Here is a 16,298-nt window from a genome sequence, read left to right on the forward strand (position 1 = left end):
ACTCCAAGAGCGGTTGGAACGTCTCCTTCGATATGTATTCGCTCGTGGTGCGGTGGCCGAGCGTGGTGTCGGTCGTGGCGTGGGCGGCGATGCTCGCCGTGGCGCTGGTCTTCGTCGGGGCGCGAGGGAACGCGGGGACGCACGCGTGGATGACCGCGCTCGTCTTCGTCCTGGTGCTCTGTGGCGCCGCGGCGGCCTGGTACCTGGCCTACCGGGCGCTGCCGGGCGGCGGGCCCCCTGAGCGCGTCGTACGGCTGCTCTACGGCGCCGTCCTGGCCGCGTTCCTCCTCTCGGGCCTCCTCGTCATGTCCGGGGCGGCGCTGTTCGCCCTGTGGCTCGCGTACGCGGTGAGCGTCGCTCAGGTCGGCTGGTACACGGGGCATCTGCGAGGCGAGCGCGTGGGCGATGATTTCCGCGGAAATTCCGAAGCGATAGATTGATGTGACCTTGGAGGCGGTCCCCGTATCCAATGCGACAGGCGGGAATTTAATACCGGGCGATGTCGCATTTACCTTTGGAAAACGGGCGAACGCGCCGCCATCGCTTGGGTCGCGGCGGCGACGCGTTCTCGTGTTGATTTCGCCGGCGCTACCAGCGGTACCAGCGGCTGCGCGGTCCGCCGGCCGTACCCGGTCCGCGGAAGACGAAGCCGAGCAGCCAGAGCACCAGGACGGCGAGGGCGATCCACCACAGGACGTGTACCGCGAAACCCACGCCGCCGAGGATGAGGGCGAGCAGGAGAACCGCAATAACGATACCCATTTGACGTCTCCCTTCCGTACTAATTCATCCCCGCAGGTAGAGAAACAAACCCATGCGTGGTCGAAGGGGGTGATCGTTCCCGCTCGCCGGTTGATTACCGTACGGCCGAATTAGGGCGTAGGGCCACCGCCTCCAGTTCGACGAGTTGATCGGTGTACCCGAGGACGGTCACGCCCAGCAGAGTGCTGGGCACGTCGTGCTCGCCGAACGCCGTACGGATCTCCTCCCAGGCGGCGACGAGGTCCGTACGGCGCGCCGACGCCACGTACACGGTCGTCTTGAGCACATCCCCCAGGCCCGCGCCCGCGGCGGCCAGAGCGGCCCTGAGGTTGGCGACGCACGCACGCGCCTGGGCCCGTACGTCGCCGGGGCCGATCGTCGCCCCGCTCTCGTCCAACGGGCATGCGCCCGCGGCGAAGATCAACGCGCCCGGCGGGGCGACGGCGGCGTAGGCGTACTCGACTCCGCCGTAGAGATCGGCGGTACGGATGAGTTGGACGGTCATGGCCGCAGCGTACGGGCGGCGTGCACGGGCGCGCGGGGTCGCCGAGCGGGAACGGCGGTCAGAACTCGAAGCCTCCGGGGCGTCCGTTGCGGTCCGCGACCAGGCCGGCGAGCGTCGCGAGGGCGATCTCCGGAGGCGTACGCGAGCCGATGTTCAGGCCCACCGGCCGGTGCACACGGGCGATCTCCTCCTCGGGCACGCCGAGGTCGGCGAGCGCCTGGACGTGCGGGCCGGGGTGGCGGGGGTTGCCCATCACGCCGATCCAGCGGACCGGGTGGGCGAGCAGGTCGCGGAGCACGGGGCCGAGCTCCGGGCGGTGGTGGTCGGTGACGACGACGTCGGTGGTGCCGTCGAGACCGTCCGGCGGCGCGGTGACGACGGGGACGTCCTGCGCCGCACCGGCCGCGCGGTCCGCGGCGGGCTCCAGGAGGACGCCGCGGTATCCCAGGTCGGCGCCGTACCGCAGGAGGAACTCGGCGACCGGAGAGGCGAACACGGCGACGAGCGTACGGTCAGCGGTCTCGAACGGTGCCTCGCCATGGGCGACCGCGCACGATGGGTCATGTTCGTGGATCTGGGCCATGCCGCCAGTGTTTCATCGCCTGGGTAGGGCGGAGCGGTTATCCACAGGCTTGTGGACAACCGTGTGGGGAGGCACGGAACGCCCGGCGCGGCCGTGGCCAGGCGGCCGAGAGTTATCCACAGGTGTGGACGAGCGAGTGCTCGTGCCGCCCCTGCCCCTGCGACTCATGTGCCGCCCTACGTTGGACAACGCCGACAATCTCATGATCGATAGCGTGCGGGGGGAAGCCGCCCGGCACACGTGAACGGTTGCTAGGCTGCGAGACGCACTGTCAGTCAGTTTGAAGGGGTCCCACCGTGAAGAAACTCATCGTTCTCGCGCTGGTCGCCCTCGGTGGTTTCGCGGTTTGGCGCCGGCTGCAGCAGGACCGGGCCGAGCTCGACCTGTGGACCGAGGCGACGTCGGCGGACAACTGAGACACGACTTTGATACCGGCGGGGAGCATGGAGGGCGTGCGTGGACCACGGAGCACGGATCACGCTCGCCTGCCTTGACCTCGCCGGTACGAGTGTGGCGGACGGCGGCGTGGTCGAAAAGGCCTTCGCCGAGGCGCTCGCCACACAGGGAGTCGTCCCCGGCACCGGGGCGTACACCGGGTCGATGGCCCGCGTGCGCGAGGCACGTGGGCAGTCGAAGCTAGCCGTTTTCCGGAAGATCTTCTCCGACGAAGATCGCGCCCGGGCGGCCAACCACGCGTTCGAGCATGCGTACGACTCGGTCATCGACCGCATCGGCCTCGCGCCGATCCCCGGTGCCGAGGCGGCCATGGACAAACTCGCCGACGCCGGCGTCCGCGTCTGCCTGATGACCGGCTTCGGCCGCTCCACGCTGGGCCGCGTCATCGACACGCTCGGCTGGTGGAAGCGCGCCGACCTGCTGATCTGCCCGGACGACGCCGGCGGCCGCGGCCGCCCGTACCCGGACATGATCCTCACCGCGGCACTCCGCCTCCAGGTCGAGGACGTCCGTCACATCGCGGTCTGCGGCGACACGGCGAACGACATTCTGAGCGGCCACCGCGCCGGCGCGTCGATCGTCGCCGGCGTCCTCACCGGCGCCCACGACCGCACCCGCCTCGACCAGGCGGGCGCCACTCATGTCCTGGAGAGCGTCACCGACCTCCCGGACGTCATCTTCCGTACGACCGCCGCGATCCCGGCACCGAGGTAGCCCAGGGCAACGGCGTCGCAAGACTTGCCGGCCTGCCGACCGGCGGTTTTCCCCGGATTGCACTGGTCACGTCCCGGGCATGCCGAGTTTTCGCTACGGTCGTGCAGCAGCATCTCCCATCTTCCGGCCGGTTCGGCACCGGCCGACCGGAAAGGATGGCCGGCCGGCCGATCTCGCGCGGGATCGGACGTCCACTCCCGCCGTAGCGCGGGTCGCCTGTGATGGGGAGGCTGCGATGGCCGGTAAACACCGGCGCTCAAAGCCGTACGACTGGTGGCTCTTCTTCCAGCTGACACGACTGCTGGTGGAGTCACTGATCACGTTGTACGGCCAGGGTCCTGGCCCCCGCTCCTGAGGGAACGCGGACCAGGACACCGAGACGGCCCTCGCGTCATGCCTGGCAGCCCGGCGCGGGGGCCTTTTCGTACGGTCGAGCCGTTACGAATGCGACGTTCCAGTCAATTCCGGGTTCGTCGAATCAACGTGAGCCCACGGTACCGTGCGTGCTCCGTGGGCACCACGAAAGCGAAGGATGAGGTCCGGGGGCAGGTACGCGGCTCCGTCGCCGGCCTCAGGTCGATCTGGCTTCGCCCTTGGGAACCTCCCTCAGGCCATCGGTGATGTCTTCGATCTCGCAGCCGAGGACCCGCGCGGCGGCGCGGATGAACTTCGGACCGCCGTTCGCCTTGCCGACTTCGATCAGGTGAACGCTGTTCATCGCATAGCCCACCTGCTGGGCGAACTCGGTGAGCGTGAGCGCCTTCCGCTCGCGCAACTCCCGAATCTTCGCGCCGTCCGTCTTCAGAGGCATGAGGGGAAGCGTAGCAGGACTTCTAGAGATTCTAGAGAAATAAGTGAGGAAGGGGAGCGGCCGGCGGCCTTTTTAGAAGATTTCTAGAGAGTTGCTAGACTCTAGTAGGTTCGTAAGAGACGATGTACAGCGATGAGCGACGACGCCACTTCCCCGGCAGTCGTAGGGCGCCAACTCGCCCGACGCCGTGAGGATCTCGACTACACCCAGGACGACCTGGCCAACCGCATCGGCGTGAGCGGTCGCACCGTCAGCGCGATCGAACGCGGTGTGAACTCCATCCAGCGCAAGAACCGACCGGCGTGGGAGACGGCCCTCGGCCTAGCCTCCGGAACGATCAACCGCGCGTACCGAGACGGCACGCCCATCGAGGTTCGCGAGCGACCGGCCACGGAACCCCGAACGGCTGCTCCCCACGATGACGTGGTGGCCACCTTGCTGGCCCGAGTGGCGCGCTTGGAGACCGCGGTGGACGTGGAGCGGCGCGCCCGAGAGGAGCTGGAGCGGAGGATGATCGATCTCGGCATCATCCCGGCCGCCGCGGCTGAGGAACGGGAGAACGAGCAGCTCCCACGCACCACCTGATCGAAGACCAAGCCGCGCCGGGCACGCGGCAGCCGTGAGGCGCCGCCATCGGGTGCGGACACCGCGCCGGGCCTCCGGGAGGTCGTCGTCACCCCGACCGCCGGTACCGCCATACTGACGGGGTCGGCACGGCACACCGAGTTCCCGGTAGGCTGTAGCACGTTTCGTGAGGGGCCTTAGCTCAGTTGGCAGAGCGCCTGCTTTGCAAGCAGGAAGTCAGGGGTTCAAATCCCCTAGGCTCCACCAGCCAGAACGCCCCCGTTCCGATCATGGACGAGGGCGTTCGGGCCATTAACGGGCCATTAGGCCGGGACGAGCGCATCGTGTATGGCATGTTCGCGATCTGCGAGTACCAGTTCGCGCCGCGGATCGCCGACATCTCCGACACGCAGCTGTGGTGGATCGATACCGCGATGCTGGAGGGCACCTTGACCCGTGGCGGCAAGGCCACCAATGGGTGGGCGCGTTCAACACCCTCGGCCTGCGGCGGGTGTCGCGGCCGGCGATCGTGCAGCACTGGGATGACATGGCGCGGATGGCCGGGTCGCTGTCCACCAACCGGGTGCGCGCCCACGATCTGATCCGCATGATGACCTCCAGTGGCCGCCTCACCGGACTGGGCAACGCGTTCGCCCACTACGGCCGCATCTTCAAGACGCTCCATCTGCTGCAGGTCCTGCACGTGGAGGAGTATCGGCGGATGATGGGTGCCCAGCTCAACATCGGCGAGTCGCGCCACAACCTGGCCCGCCGCGTGTTCTTCGGCAACCTGGGCCGCCTGCAGCGAGGATATGAACGCGGGATGGAGGACCAGCTCGGTGCGCTCGGCCTCGGGCTGAATGCCATCACCTGGTGGAACTCGCTGTACATCGACGCGGCGGTCAAGAAGCTGGAGGCCGGCGGGCTGGGCATCAGCCCCGAGATCCGTGCCCGCTTGTCACCGCTGCTGTTCGAGCACATCAACTTCCACGGGTTCCACCCGTTCCACCGTCCTGACCTGGGCGGAGGGATCCGCGAGCTCCGCGACCCCGCCGACCACGAAGAAGAGGAGTAGCCGTAGTGGGCGAGGTACGCGAGGGCTTAGGCGAGATGGCATCTCCTGTCGAGCTGGGCCAGGGCCTGGCCGCGATCGGACTGTTCGCACAGGCCCGGGGCGAGGCCGATCTGGCCGGCGAGCGCAGGCGGCTGGGCAGTATCGAGCTGCTGCGGCTAGAGATGACCCACTGGCTGGCGGGTGCCGCCGCCATGCAGGTTCTGATGCCCGAGAACGCCGCCGTCGACGCCGGCGTGGAGCCCCGGTGCATATCACGCGGACCGCCGAGCGGCTGCTGTCGGGCGCGGGCTGCGAGGCTGAGGACCTGGCAAAGGTCGCCCTCGCACTGATCGTGGCCAAGCAGCTGGAGGCGCTGCTGATGGTGCTGGTTGCCGACGCGGTCAAGGGCCGCGCCGACATGCCGCTGGTCATCCAGCCCGCGATGCTCGTAGCCAGCCACCTGGCCGCCCTGCTGCGGGCCGGCACCGAGATCGCCGGCGGAACGCCGGCCAGCTCGACCGCCGATCGCGTGCGCGAGGCCGCAGAAGGACTCAAGGGCGCCGCCGAGGTACTGGAGGAACTGGCCGGCAAGGCTAAAGACGCCCGAACGCGTTGAGCTGTCGACCGCTGCCTCCGGACTCGCGGCGCGATGGCCTCCGCCCAACCGGAGCCGGGGAGCGTGCGGGATATACGAGTCAGCCCGTCGGCAACAGGGCCAGAGCGGTCTCGACGATGGCGTGCAGTTTCCTCTCGTCCTGGCCCGCCTTACCGAGCGCCTCGACACCACGTAGCACGGCCAGCAACAGTGCCGCGAGGTTGCGGGAGTCCACCTCGTCGCTGATGTCACCGTTACGCTGGCAGGCTTCGATCTCCGCCGCGAGGAGCTCTTCGAGAGCGTTGACGGTCCGCAGGGAACACGCCGCGACGACCGGGTCGTGTTCGGCCAGCTCGGCCGCGCCCTTGGCGAGCAGGCATCCCCGGTGAACGGTATCGGCCGCCGTGGCGGCGGCGATCGCCCGCAGGTGCGCCGCCAGCCGGGCGAAGGCTTCGTCATCCGGCCCGTCCAGGGCGCGCCGCAGACCCGACACGGCCTGCGCGCAGTACTCGTCGAACACCCGGTGGAACAGCTCACGCTTGCCGCCGAAGGCACCGTACAGGCTGCCCTTGCCCAGGCCCGTCACCTCGGCGATGTTGTCCATGCTGGTGCCCGCGTAGCCGGTGGACCAGAACTGGTCGCGGGCAGCGCGCAGCACGCTGTCCTCGTCGAACTTCCGTGGCCTGGCCATGCCTCTGAGCGTAGCCGATTATTGACTGAGTCGTCCATAACCACGTACGTTATGGACGACTCAGTCAATAATTCGACCCTGAGACGGGAGACAAGCGTGTCTGATGCACTGGCCGGCAAGGTCGCCGTAATCACCGGAGGCAGCAGCGGAATCGGGTTGGCCATCGCCCGGCGGTTCACCGCCGAAGGCGCCCGCGTGTTCATCACCGGCCGCCGGCAGGCGCAGCTCGACGCGGCCATCGCCGACCTCGGGCCGAAGGTCACCGCCGTACGCTGCGACGTCGGAGACCTGGCCGACCTCGACGCCCTCTACGCCGTCGTCGAAGAACAGGCGGGCCGGATCGACGTGCTCGTCGCCAACGCCGGCGGAGGAGTGATCGCCCCGCTCGGGCAGATCACCGAAGAACAGTTCGACACCACGTTCGCCACCAACGTCAAAGGCGTACTGTTCAGCCTCCAGAAGGCACTGCCCCTGCTCTCTCCCGGCGCGTCGGTGATCGTCACCGGCTCGACGACGTCTACTCGGCCCGATCCCGGCCTCGAGGTCTACGGCGCCACCAAAGCCGCCGTGCGCAACCTCGTACGCAGTTGGACGCTCAGCTCCAAGGCCCGGAACTTCCGCGTCAACGTCCTGAGCCCCGGCCCCACCGAGACCCCCGGCCTGCTCGGCCTCGCACCGGACGGCGGGCAGTCGGCCCTGCTGGACCACCTCGCCGACGGCGTGCCGCTGGGCCGGGTCGGCCACCCCGACGAGATCGCCGCCGCGGCGGTCTTCCTGGCGTCCGACGCTGCCAGCTTCGTCAACGGAGCCGAACTGTTCGCCGACGGCGGCTACGCCCAAGTCTGATCCGACCAAGCGCAGCGCAGGAGTCGCGCGCAGCCGATGCCAGCCAGCGGCAGGGGCGGTACGGGGGAGCGCCCAACGGGGGGACGTACGGGCGATCCCCTGCGCCGCCGCGGTCGCGGTCAGAGGCCGGGCGTGACCGCTACCGAATTCACCGCTGATGACGATGTGCGGGCTGATCAGCCATCTGCGGTGGGTCGAGTACCACTGGGTCCAGGTGATGTTCCTGGGCGAGGAGCCCGCGGGATCGCTCACAGAGGCGACCGACGATGACCCCGACCCTGAGATGCGGACGGCGGTCGACATCCCGTTGCCCCGACTTCTCACCGAGTACTAGGAACAGAGTGCCCGCTATCGCCACCTGGTGGCCGACCATGACCTGAACGCAAGGGCGAGGCGGCCCATCAGTGACGGCCGTCACGTGGACCTCCGCTGGGTCGTCCTCCATCTCATCGAGGAGATCTCCCGCCATAACGGCCACCTCGACATCGTGCGTGCGAAGCGCCGTGCAATTAGCGTGCAATTAGCCACGGTGATCAAGGGGCAACAGCGGTCACTCGCGGACACATGCCTGTGCAGGTCAGGCCCGGTATCGGCGATGATCAGCATAATTCGCAAGCAGGAAGTCAGGGGTTCAAATCACCTAGGCTCCACCAGCGAAGACGCCCCCGTTTCGATCATGGAGGGGGCGTTCGGGCCATTAACGGGCCATTAGCCCCGGACGAGAGCACCCGTGGCATCGTCGTCGTCATCGTTGTCCGGCCGTTCGGCCTGTACCAGCGCGTCAAGGCGGCGGCGCAAGCGCCGCCGCTGCCGACCATGCCGGCGCCGCAACAGCTCCATGGAGCTACCGCCACGCCACGCGGTCAGTCGCCAGTGACTCCAAAGAATGCGATCTCGTCAGGCGTGTCTTCACGGTAGAGAACCACGTAGCAGCCGTAACCACGATCCTGGATGACATCCCACTTCGCATCGGCCGCGCGGTCATAGTCCGCACGGGTAGGGCGCTCGGACCCGAACACCTCGCGCGTGACCTCTGGACTCAGTGGGGCGGTCTGAAGAACGTCCGGCTCCTCACCGGCCCGCGAGACACCGTTCATGTCCAGGACCGAGTGAGTCATCAGCTCCTGAATCACAGGATCTTCCCAGAGCTCATCAACCGATTCAGGCCGTGGACGCTCGGGAAAGCCCCACCTCCCGTCATAAGCCCAGTAGTACCTACCCTTACGGAATGCGTCCGCCTGCGCCATGCTCAGCGCCACTGAGGCATCCTCGTGGTATCGCACCACGTAGTCCCATGCGGACCCACCCATAGCGAACCCTCCCAGAAGCACTCATCACCCAGCCCGAGTGAAGCTAGCGGTGACGTGAGACAGTTCGGCCTCCGGCGCCAGAAACAGCCTCCGGCGGGGCGCTCCGGCTCGGGGACGGCCCGCCCGCATGCGTCACATGGCTGTCACTGGTTGAGGTGGAAGCCGGGTCATCCTGCGGATGGAGCTGTCTGCGCGTCGCAGAAGACCCGCCACGACGCTTCGCGGAATGACTCCCGCGCCACGGGCTGCCCCACTCCGATCGCCGAGCAGGTCAGGCCGGCTCTAGACCCGAAATGCGATACCGCCCTCCGGAGTCGGGTGCGCACGCCGCCTTGGGCCATTAGCGGGCCATTAGCCACGGTGATCAAGGGTCAACAGCGGTCACTCGCGCCGGGACGAGAGCGCCGGTCAGGCCATCGTCGTCGTCCGGTCGCTCCGCTTTGACCTGTGCGTCAAGGCTGCGGCGCCGGTCCCTCCGGCCGCGCCGGTCGGGCGACCTACCGTGCGACCGCCGAGCAATGGTCAAATCCTGTGTACCGATCAGTGTGGAGATCTGACCTCCCAGGTTGGCCGTTGGAGTTCGTCGTTGTAGACGATGATGTCGGCGTGATCGGTTGGGCGGGCTGTGGCGAGGTAGAGCTGTTGGGATGGGATGTAGCGGTTGCGCCAGGACCGTTCGACTTCGGCGGCGTCGGCGGTGGATCCGGCCAGGGCGGTGTTGCGGTTCCGAGCGCGTTCCACGGTCTGCTCGAACGGGACGGACACGAAGATGCGCAGGTCCCATCGATCGAGCAGTTCCGGGCGTAGGAGGAAGACGCCGTCGAAGAGCAGTATGGCGTCTGCGGGGGCAGTCGTGACCGGCGGTGACAGTCGGGTGTCGGTACCTCTGTCGTAGACCGCGTGTTGAAATCTTCGGTCTCCGCCCGGGCCCAGCGGATCGAGCACGACCCGGCACAGCGAGGCGTGGTCGTGGGCGTCGAAGTAGCAGCCTTCGGCCGAGTACTGGCCTCGCCGGTAGCGCTGTGCACGGGGGAAGAGGAAGTCGTCGATGGTCGCGCGGATGACGTCGCGGCCCTGCGCGCGCAAGACGATGGCGAGCTCGTCGGCCAGCGTGGTCTTGCCGGCGGCGGGCGGCCCGTCTATGGCGACCCGCAGCGGGTGCGCGGTCGTGACGGACCTGATCGCCTCGGTCAGCCGACCAATGAGCTCGTCGCGGGTGCCTTGGTCCATTGCTGCCTCTCTCACGGTGTCTGTGTGTAGCGCGTGTCAGAGCGGGGGCCCTGGTTACACGGTGAGCTGGTGAGCGCGCTCTGGGAGGGAAAACGGGTGGTCTCGACGCTGAACGAGCTGACCGGCCCACCCGAGGAGAGGTGGGAGGAACTCGGCTTCGACCCTGCCCGTTTGCCGACCGTGCGGGCCGCCGCGCTCGGGCTGCCGGTACGCGAGGCCGAACCGGTCCCCGAGTTCGCCGTTCACACGTACTTGCCGGCTGTAGTGCTCTTCGAGCGGCTCACCGGACACAGGTACGACGGCAACGACCCGTTGCACGATGCGACGTTCAGCGTGCTGTCACCGGTGGGCTGAGCCCGCCACGGACGCCCGTTCGTCGGACCTACCCGTGGACGGGGACGCCTGGCCCGGGGTTCCGATCGTCGGAGGCCAGCCGTACCGGGACCCTGTCGAAGCCCCGGCGCGCTCTATCGCGGGTGTCAGCAGCAGGCGTGGCCCGATTGCGCGGGCGCGGGTGTCCCGCCCGCCGACGCGGTGGCCGCCTCCTGGTCCGAGGCGATGCGGCCGCGCACCATCGTCTCCATGACCTTCATGAAGCGCTGCGTTCTGGCCTCGCCGATGACGAACGGGTTCTTTGATCCGGTGGATCCGCTACGCAGCTCTTCCATGCGTGCCAAGCCGTTGTCGCAGGCGCCGTGGTTGTTCAGTTCGACGTCTATGCCCGCCCGCCGCATCCGAGAGGAGAAGGTGAGCGCGGAGGCGAGGTAGGTCCGCTTGTCCGAGGTCGCGGCGGGCAGGCTGGTTCCGCCCCACAGCATCGCGGTGTGCCGATGTCCGTTCCATCGCACGGGGAAAATCGGCGAGACCGTGCCCGGTGTGTGCCCGGGCGTGAGGTGCAACTCCACGGTCGTGTCGCCGAGCGTCAGCCGCTGCCCGTTGGTGATCACCAGGTCGGGCGCAGGCGCGTTGGCCGGGCGATCGGTGGCAAGGAGGTCCCAATCGTCCTGGCTCATCATGACCCGGGCACCGTACCGGTCGGCGAGGTACTGCGCTCCGCCGAAATGGTCGTAGTGAGCGTGGGTGACCACGACGTACTTGATATTCGCCGGATCCATTCCCACCGCTCGCAGCCCAGAGACGAGGACCTTTTCGGCCTCGTCCGGCGAACTCAGCGCGTCGATCAGGATGACGCCCTGAGGCGTGGTGATCGCGGTCGCCGAAACGAAGCCCGTGCTCACGACCGCGACGTCGTCGAAGATCCTCAAGGGGTCGGGAGCCTTCACGGGTGGCGGTACGGCTCCCGGAGAGAGCGCATTGACGATGTGCTGCAGAACCGGATCCTTTCCGGCCAGCCTCGCCGCGCGATCGTAGTATCGGCGTGCGCTCGTGGCCGTCGCGGCCGACGCCTCACTCGTGCCGCGCGCCAGGGGCAGGACGGCAGCGGCGAAAAGCACCGCACGGCGGGACGGACCGGACTGCTCGAACAGCATTCGGGGCCACCTGCATTTCGGTTGACGCGATCGCGGATCTCAACGACGTCGCCAAGCAGACCAGAACCGATTATGCGCTGTCCAATATGGATATCGGCGATAAGTTCATCATGAATCCGATATGGATGCTGGTGGGAGCATGCCACCGGACGGATATCCCCGAGCAGGCCGTGCAGGTTCGCACCCCGACGCCGATCGGAGGCCGCCCTGCCGTTCGGGCGACGACGGCGCCGCCATACCGGCGCCGGTCGCGGCGGAGGGGGCGGGACCTGTCGTCGGCGGCGGACGAGCCCGTAGGGCCCGCACTGTCGCTGACGCCCCCCTCCGCCTCCGCCCCAAGGCAAGCCGAACAGGCCGGGCCCTACAGGGAGCGCACCCAGTGTCGGTCGCGGGAAGGGCCGCGAACCGTGTTCGACACGACCAGCTTGCGCAGCACAATGAGTCGCGTGACAAGACTTCGAATCGCGCTCGCCAACCTCGAAATCCCCGAGAGTCCAGAAGACTCTGTGGTGCGCGCCGAGCGCGCGGTCAGAGCCGCTGCTGCTGCCGACGCGCGTATCGTGTGCTTCCCGGAAGCGTACGTGCCGGGCTACCCATGGCCGCCGCACTCGCGTAAGGCCGTGCCCGCCAACTTCTTGGAAGCTGCGCACGAGCGCATCGCCCTGGCCGCGCGTGAGAGCCACATCTACGTGGTGCTCGGTACGGAGCGGTACGTTTCCGACAAGCCACGTCTGACCATGCTCGTACTTCGACCCGACGGCGATCGAGCGGGTTATCAGGACAAGGTGCAACTCGACCCGGAAGAAGATTCCACATACGAAGCGGGCAGTGATCGTCGGATATTCGACGTCGACGGCGTCCGCTTCGGAATCGTTATTTGCCACGAGGGCTTTCGCTATCCGGAGACGGTACGCTGGGCAGTTCGCAACGGCGCCCAGTTGGTCTTCCACCCGCATTATAGCGAAGCGGAGCCCGGCGCGTTTCAGCCGACTGACTTCGCCGACCCGAGAAACTCCTTCCACGAGAAGGCGTTTCTATGTCGCGCCGCCGAGAACAATTGCTACGTCGCCGCCGTCAACTGCGCGAGCCCGGGGTCGCCCACGACATCCGCCGTAGTGCGGCCGGACGGCACGCTGCTCAGCCATCAGCCTTACGGAAAGCCGGGGCTGTTGGTCTGCGACATCGATCCCGCCGAAGCCACCCCACTGCTCCCGCAACGCCTGAGAACATGCGAGACCGCCGTAGTGCAGGAGATCCCGAGCCGGTCGACGTAAAGCGACTACTCAGCGGAAAGGTCACTTGGGCGTCGGCGAGGTGGATCCCGCGACGGCGGATTCGTCCAGGGCCAAGAGAAAGGCCGGCCCTGGTTTCGACGGTTGCCATCCATTCTCCAGGCCGAGGGTGATGGCGCTCGCCACGGTCCGAGGGAGAACCGGGGCGCTCGGTAGGCCCAGCCAGTTGCTCGGGTGAGCGCAGGGCAGTGAGACCACGAGCCGTGACCCTGACGGACGCACCTGCTCCACTACGAAAGTCAGCGCAGACCAACCCATGCCCTGGTCGTACGTCGGTCGGCCTCGGACCTTCCACCGGTACTCGACCGAGCCAACGGTGATCTGACGGCTTCCCTTTCTCGCCAGCGTCATGGGGCACCACCGTCCCGTCGGTTCTCGCGAGCAGCGTACGCCCGCCGGGCAATGAGCGCCCCGATCAGCCGGAGTCGATGCTCATGGCCGTCCGATGAGCGCCTGATCTTCCGGGCTCACGACCAGGCGATTTCGCCGGTTCGGTCGACGAAGCGTCCCGAGCCCGCGCCGGGCTTCTCGGTGGCCAGGCCGACGATCGCGTCCGTGCCCTCGGTGACGGTCTGGGGGCCGCTGTGGCCGTTGAGGTCGGTCGCCGTGTAGCCCGGGTCGGCGGCGTTGACGCGGATGTCCGGCAGTGCCTTGGCGTATTGGGTGGTCAGCATCGTGAGCGCCGCCTTCGAGGCGGCATAGAGCGGCGCGATCACCGATGACTCGGCCCGCGACGGGTCGTGGGTGTGTGCGAGCGAGCCCATTCCGCTGCTGACGTTGATGATGACCGGGTCCGGCGATCGGCGCAGCAGCGGCAGGAACGCCGTGGTCGTACGGACCACGCCGGCGATATTGACGTCGAACACGCTGAGGGCGTCGGCGCCGGTCAGGGCGGTGGGGTCGCCGAAGGGGCCGTGGATGCCGGCGTTGTTGACCAGAACATCGATCGAGCCCTCGTGATCGGCGACGTCCGCGGCCGCGGCGGCGACGGACGCCTCGTCGGTCACGTCGATGTGGACGAACCGCGCGCCGAGCGCGGCGGCGGCCCGGGCGCCCTTCTCCGGGTCGCGTGCTCCGACGAGCACGGTGTGGCCGAGTTCGATGAGGCGGCGGGCGGTCTCGTGGCCGAGTCCCTTGTTGGCTCCGGTGATGAAAGTGATCGTCATGTGGTCATTGTTCGGTCGACCTGCGCGGACCGGCCAGGGACGCTTCGACGGTAGGAACAGCAGTACCACCATCGACACCACCGGAGTGCACGAGTATGGGGGTTATGACCACGACACCCGGGGCCGGGCTCGGCGCGATGATCCGTACCTGGCGGGATCGGTTGCCCCCATCGGCCGCGGCGCTGCCGGTCGGCCGGGGGCGCCGGGCGGTCGGGCTGCGCCGGGAGGAGCTCGCCGAGCTGGCCGGTGTGTCGGTCGACTACGTCGTACGTCTGGAGCAGGGACGGGCCACGACGCCCTCGGCGCAGGTGGTCGCGTCCCTCGCGCGCGCCCTGCAGCTGACCGACACCGAACGGGATCATCTCTACCGGCTGGCGCATCTCGTACCGCCGGCGGACGGTGCGGTCTCCGACCACATCCCACCTGGCGTTCACCGCGTGCTCACCCGGCTCGGGGACGCCGCGGTCGCGGTGTTCGCGGCGGACTGGCAGCTGATCTGGTGGAACCGCGGCTGGGCCGCGCTGCTGGGCGATCCCTCGTCGACGCCGCCGCGCCTGCGCAATTTCGCTCGTGGCAGGTTCCCGGTGGACGGGAGTCCCGCTCGCCTCGCACAGTGGCCGGTGACCGAGCGGGACAGGGAGACCACCGATGTCGCCGTCGTGTCCGACCTGCGCCGCGCCACGGGCCGGTTCCCCCAAGACGCTCGCCTGGCAGAGCTGATCCGCGACCTGTGTACGGGCAACCAGCGGTTCGCCGAACTATGGGCGCTCGGTACGGTGGCGGCTCATCGTGAGGACCACAAGACGATCGAGCACCCCTCGGTGGGACCGGTCACGGTGGACTGCGATGTGCTGACCGACGGCGACTCCGAACGCAAGATCGTGATCATGACGACCGCGCCCGGTAGCGCGGACGAGGACAAGCTCCGGCTCGCCGCGGTCGCCGGCCCGCCGGTCCCCCATGCACAGCGCGTGCATACGGACCGGTGAGATCACGTGGGGCGTTCGGCGGTGCACGGGCAAGAGCCGTCGAGGTGCTTGTAGTCGTAGTAGCGGGGATGACCGCAATAGCACACGCTCGTCCCCATGCTTCCGGGGTCAGAGGACTGCTCCGGGCCCGCACCACACGCCGGACAAGGGGAAGGCGCGCCTGTCTCCCACGCCTTCCGCAAGCCGTCCTCGTCCACGTCCGCATCGTAAGGCGACGGTGCCGGAGAGACCGACCGCATGGACTCGTGGCGAGTCCGACGCGGGCACGCCCTCCGTACGGGACGGCTCTGTCGTCGCCGTGAAGTGCCGGCTCGCCCGTACGCTCAGGTGAATTCCGGGGCGGCCTCTTCGGCTCCGTCTCCGGCGGTGCTCGGCCTGGCCAGCCCGGACGGAACCAGCATGAAGACCTTGGGGCTGAGGCGTTCCATGTCTCCGCCGCGTGCGCAGATGAGGCCCGCGGCGAAGTCGACGAGTTGCCTGGCCTCGTCGTCCGTCAAGGCCGTCAGGTCCATCACGACCGGAACGCCCTCGCGGAAGTAGTGCCCGACGTACAGCACCTCGTTGTAGTCGCGCGGCCGCAACCGCTTGATGATGCCCGTCGTGGTGCTCGGTGTGGCCGGCTCCGAGGGAACGAGCATGAAGACCTTGGGGCTGAGGCGTTCCATGTCTCCGCCGCGTGCGCAGATGAGGCCCGCGGCGAAGTCGACGAGTTGCCTGGCCTCGTCGTCCGCCATGGCCGTCAGGTCCATCACGACGAGTACGCCCTTGCAGAAGTAGTGCCCCACATGCCGGACGTCGTTGTAGTCGCGGGGACGTACTCTCTCGACCATCACGTCGTCAGTCTTCCTCAGCCGACCGGAGCATCAAAGAGATCCACGGCAGATGTCCCCGAACGGGCCGGCCAGGAGCCCGGCCTGATCTCCGCGGAACAAGGAAACGGCCGGGCGGGCGTTATCCTGCGAACGTGCCCACCAGCGAGCACCGTACCGGTGAGACAGATGCGCTCGTCCGCGAATGGCGGTCCGAGGAGGGGTGGGGCGTGCTCGATTCCGCCGAGACCCCGGGCGGCTGCTGGGCGCATTTCAGCAACATCGCCGCGTCCGGCTACCGCGAGCTGAACGCCGGGCAGCGTGTCCACCTTGAATGGGAGTCTCCGGGACAGGACGGCTATGACTTCCGGGCCATCCGCGTCGTCCCTCGGCGATGACGGGCGGCAGGCCCCGTCAGTAGCCCCGGCCGG

At 68.1% G+C, this 16,298-nt stretch carries 21 protein-coding genes, 1 tRNA gene and 1 pseudogene; 13 read left to right on the top strand and 10 right to left on the bottom strand.

Annotated elements, in window-relative coordinates; genetic code table 11:
• Window positions 1-44: 44 nt before the first annotated feature.
• Window positions 45-440: a hypothetical protein gene (locus OG417_RS02025; protein ID WP_329248838.1), complete on the top strand. Its 396-nt coding sequence runs from the start codon at window positions 45-47 to the stop codon at window positions 438-440.
• 148 nt (window positions 441-588) lie between these two features.
• Here the strand turns inward: OG417_RS02025 and OG417_RS02030 are convergent, their stop codons facing one another.
• The 3 genes from OG417_RS02030 to OG417_RS02040 all read right to left on the bottom strand — a co-directional run bounded on the left by OG417_RS02030 (window position 589) and on the right by OG417_RS02040 (window position 1,850).
• The gene (locus tag OG417_RS02030; protein WP_285577350.1) at window positions 589-762 is read right to left on the bottom strand and encodes a hydrophobic protein; all 174 of its coding nucleotides are present in this window, start codon (window positions 760-762) and stop codon (window positions 589-591) included.
• 94 nt (window positions 763-856) lie between these two features.
• Complete coding sequence (locus OG417_RS02035; RefSeq protein WP_329248841.1) at window positions 857-1,267, bottom strand: RidA family protein; 411 nt, start codon at window positions 1,265-1,267, stop codon at window positions 857-859.
• A 58-nt stretch (window positions 1,268-1,325) separates the two neighbouring features.
• The gene (locus OG417_RS02040; RefSeq protein ID WP_329248845.1) at window positions 1,326-1,850 is read right to left on the bottom strand and encodes an XdhC family protein; all 525 of its coding nucleotides are present in this window, start codon (window positions 1,848-1,850) and stop codon (window positions 1,326-1,328) included.
• A 296-nt stretch (window positions 1,851-2,146) separates the two neighbouring features.
• Here OG417_RS02040 and OG417_RS02045 point away from each other — a divergent pair, with 296 nt between their 5' ends.
• Both OG417_RS02045 and OG417_RS02050 read left to right on the top strand, forming a co-directional pair.
• The gene (locus tag OG417_RS02045) at window positions 2,147-2,266 is read left to right on the top strand and encodes a DLW-39 family protein (RefSeq protein WP_285577356.1); all 120 of its coding nucleotides are present in this window, start codon (window positions 2,147-2,149) and stop codon (window positions 2,264-2,266) included.
• Window positions 2,267-2,306: 40 nt separating this feature from the next.
• Window positions 2,307-3,020 (top strand): HAD family hydrolase, encoded by a 714-nt coding sequence (locus OG417_RS02050; protein WP_329248847.1) that lies wholly within the window; start codon window positions 2,307-2,309, stop codon window positions 3,018-3,020.
• A gap of 571 nt (window positions 3,021-3,591) precedes the next feature.
• On the opposite strand, the gene OG417_RS02055 is transcribed toward OG417_RS02050, so the two are convergent.
• Window positions 3,592-3,831, bottom strand: coding sequence for a helix-turn-helix transcriptional regulator (locus OG417_RS02055; RefSeq protein WP_329248848.1), 240 nt, complete (start codon window positions 3,829-3,831; stop codon window positions 3,592-3,594).
• A gap of 132 nt (window positions 3,832-3,963) precedes the next feature.
• Here OG417_RS02055 and OG417_RS02060 point away from each other — a divergent pair, with 132 nt between their 5' ends.
• The 4 genes from OG417_RS02060 (at window position 3,964) to OG417_RS02075 (ending at window position 6,065) form a co-directional block, all read left to right on the top strand.
• Window positions 3,964-4,416 (top strand): helix-turn-helix transcriptional regulator, encoded by a 453-nt coding sequence (locus tag OG417_RS02060; protein WP_329248850.1) that lies wholly within the window; start codon window positions 3,964-3,966, stop codon window positions 4,414-4,416.
• A 170-nt stretch (window positions 4,417-4,586) separates the two neighbouring features.
• A tRNA-Ala gene (locus OG417_RS02065) sits at window positions 4,587-4,662 on the top strand.
• Window positions 4,663-4,873: 211 nt separating this feature from the next.
• A complete protein-coding gene (locus OG417_RS02070) occupies window positions 4,874-5,470 on the top strand; it encodes a Tn3 family transposase (RefSeq protein WP_329248853.1) in 597 nt (198 codons plus the stop codon).
• 244 nt (window positions 5,471-5,714) lie between these two features.
• Entirely contained in the window at window positions 5,715-6,065 is a 351-nt protein-coding gene (locus OG417_RS02075; RefSeq protein WP_329248855.1) for a hypothetical protein, read from the top strand.
• Between the two features lie 79 nt (window positions 6,066-6,144).
• Here OG417_RS02075 and OG417_RS02080 read toward each other — a convergent pair whose 3' ends face one another.
• Window positions 6,145-6,735 (bottom strand): TetR/AcrR family transcriptional regulator, encoded by a 591-nt coding sequence (locus tag OG417_RS02080; RefSeq protein ID WP_329248857.1) that lies wholly within the window; start codon window positions 6,733-6,735, stop codon window positions 6,145-6,147.
• Between the two features lie 96 nt (window positions 6,736-6,831).
• On the opposite strand from OG417_RS02080, the gene OG417_RS02085 reads away from it, so the two are divergent.
• Both OG417_RS02085 and OG417_RS02090 read left to right on the top strand, forming a co-directional pair.
• Complete coding sequence (locus tag OG417_RS02085) at window positions 6,832-7,581, top strand: SDR family NAD(P)-dependent oxidoreductase (protein ID WP_329248859.1); 750 nt, start codon at window positions 6,832-6,834, stop codon at window positions 7,579-7,581.
• 163 nt (window positions 7,582-7,744) lie between these two features.
• Window positions 7,745-8,293 (top strand): annotated as a pseudogene (locus tag OG417_RS02090) (mycothiol transferase).
• A gap of 151 nt (window positions 8,294-8,444) precedes the next feature.
• On the opposite strand, the gene OG417_RS02095 reads toward OG417_RS02090, so the two are convergent.
• Both OG417_RS02095 and OG417_RS02100 read right to left on the bottom strand, forming a co-directional pair.
• Complete coding sequence (locus OG417_RS02095; protein ID WP_329248860.1) at window positions 8,445-8,840, bottom strand: hypothetical protein; 396 nt, start codon at window positions 8,838-8,840, stop codon at window positions 8,445-8,447.
• A gap of 591 nt (window positions 8,841-9,431) precedes the next feature.
• Window positions 9,432-10,121, bottom strand: a complete 690-nt coding sequence (locus OG417_RS02100) for a cytidylate kinase family protein (RefSeq protein ID WP_329248863.1) — start codon at window positions 10,119-10,121, stop codon at window positions 9,432-9,434.
• 69 nt (window positions 10,122-10,190) lie between these two features.
• Between OG417_RS02100 and OG417_RS02105 the strand changes: the two genes are divergently transcribed.
• Window positions 10,191-10,475 carry a hypothetical protein gene (locus OG417_RS02105; RefSeq protein WP_329248865.1) on the top strand — a complete coding sequence of 95 codons (285 nt, stop codon included), beginning with the start codon at window positions 10,191-10,193 and terminating at the stop codon, window positions 10,473-10,475.
• Between the two features lie 125 nt (window positions 10,476-10,600).
• Here OG417_RS02105 and OG417_RS02110 read toward each other — a convergent pair whose 3' ends face one another.
• On the bottom strand, window positions 10,601-11,611 hold the full coding sequence (locus OG417_RS02110) for an MBL fold metallo-hydrolase (RefSeq protein WP_329248867.1): 1,011 nt from the start codon (window positions 11,609-11,611) through the stop codon (window positions 10,601-10,603).
• A gap of 446 nt (window positions 11,612-12,057) precedes the next feature.
• On the opposite strand from OG417_RS02110, the gene OG417_RS02115 reads away from it, so the two are divergent.
• Window positions 12,058-12,885 (top strand): carbon-nitrogen hydrolase family protein, encoded by an 828-nt coding sequence (locus OG417_RS02115; protein ID WP_329248870.1) that lies wholly within the window; start codon window positions 12,058-12,060, stop codon window positions 12,883-12,885.
• A 485-nt stretch (window positions 12,886-13,370) separates the two neighbouring features.
• Here the strand turns inward: OG417_RS02115 and OG417_RS02120 are convergent, their stop codons facing one another.
• Window positions 13,371-14,069 (bottom strand): SDR family NAD(P)-dependent oxidoreductase, encoded by a 699-nt coding sequence (locus tag OG417_RS02120; RefSeq protein ID WP_329248873.1) that lies wholly within the window; start codon window positions 14,067-14,069, stop codon window positions 13,371-13,373.
• A 104-nt stretch (window positions 14,070-14,173) separates the two neighbouring features.
• Between OG417_RS02120 and OG417_RS02125 the strand changes: the two genes are divergently transcribed.
• Window positions 14,174-15,058, top strand: coding sequence for a helix-turn-helix transcriptional regulator (locus OG417_RS02125; protein WP_329248875.1), 885 nt, complete (start codon window positions 14,174-14,176; stop codon window positions 15,056-15,058).
• 323 nt (window positions 15,059-15,381) lie between these two features.
• Here the strand turns inward: OG417_RS02125 and OG417_RS02130 are convergent, their stop codons facing one another.
• Window positions 15,382-15,888 (bottom strand): cell division protein SepF, encoded by a 507-nt coding sequence (locus OG417_RS02130; protein ID WP_329262083.1) that lies wholly within the window; start codon window positions 15,886-15,888, stop codon window positions 15,382-15,384.
• A gap of 134 nt (window positions 15,889-16,022) precedes the next feature.
• On the opposite strand from OG417_RS02130, the gene OG417_RS02135 reads away from it, so the two are divergent.
• On the top strand, window positions 16,023-16,265 hold the full coding sequence (locus OG417_RS02135) for a cold-shock protein (protein WP_329248878.1): 243 nt from the start codon (window positions 16,023-16,025) through the stop codon (window positions 16,263-16,265).
• Window positions 16,266-16,298 lie beyond the last annotated feature (33 nt).

Source organism: Actinoallomurus sp. NBC_01490 (genome assembly GCF_036227085.1).
Taxonomy (GTDB): Bacteria; Actinomycetota; Actinomycetes; order Streptosporangiales; family Streptosporangiaceae; genus Actinoallomurus; species Actinoallomurus oryzae.

Coding starts and splice junctions, on each gene's coding strand:
- OG417_RS02030 (WP_285577350.1), bottom strand. CDS start 762: ATGGGTATCGTTATTGCGGTTCTCCTGCTCGCCCTCATCCTCGGCGGC.
- OG417_RS02035 (WP_329248841.1), bottom strand. CDS start 1,267: ATGACCGTCCAACTCATCCGTACCGCCGATCTCTACGGCGGAGTCGAG.
- OG417_RS02040 (WP_329248845.1), bottom strand. CDS start 1,850: ATGGCCCAGATCCACGAACATGACCCATCGTGCGCGGTCGCCCATGGC.
- OG417_RS02055 (WP_329248848.1), bottom strand. CDS start 3,831: ATGCCTCTGAAGACGGACGGCGCGAAGATTCGGGAGTTGCGCGAGCGG.
- OG417_RS02060 (WP_329248850.1), top strand. CDS start 3,964: ATGAGCGACGACGCCACTTCCCCGGCAGTCGTAGGGCGCCAACTCGCC.
- OG417_RS02080 (WP_329248857.1), bottom strand. CDS start 6,735: ATGGCCAGGCCACGGAAGTTCGACGAGGACAGCGTGCTGCGCGCTGCC.
- OG417_RS02100 (WP_329248863.1), bottom strand. CDS start 10,121: ATGGACCAAGGCACCCGCGACGAGCTCATTGGTCGGCTGACCGAGGCG.
- OG417_RS02110 (WP_329248867.1), bottom strand. CDS start 11,611: ATGCTGTTCGAGCAGTCCGGTCCGTCCCGCCGTGCGGTGCTTTTCGCC.
- OG417_RS02120 (WP_329248873.1), bottom strand. CDS start 14,069: ATGACGATCACTTTCATCACCGGAGCCAACAAGGGACTCGGCCACGAG.
- OG417_RS02125 (WP_329248875.1), top strand. CDS start 14,174: ATGACCACGACACCCGGGGCCGGGCTCGGCGCGATGATCCGTACCTGG.
- OG417_RS02130 (WP_329262083.1), bottom strand. CDS start 15,888: ATGGTCGAGAGAGTACGTCCCCGCGACTACAACGACGTCCGGCATGTG.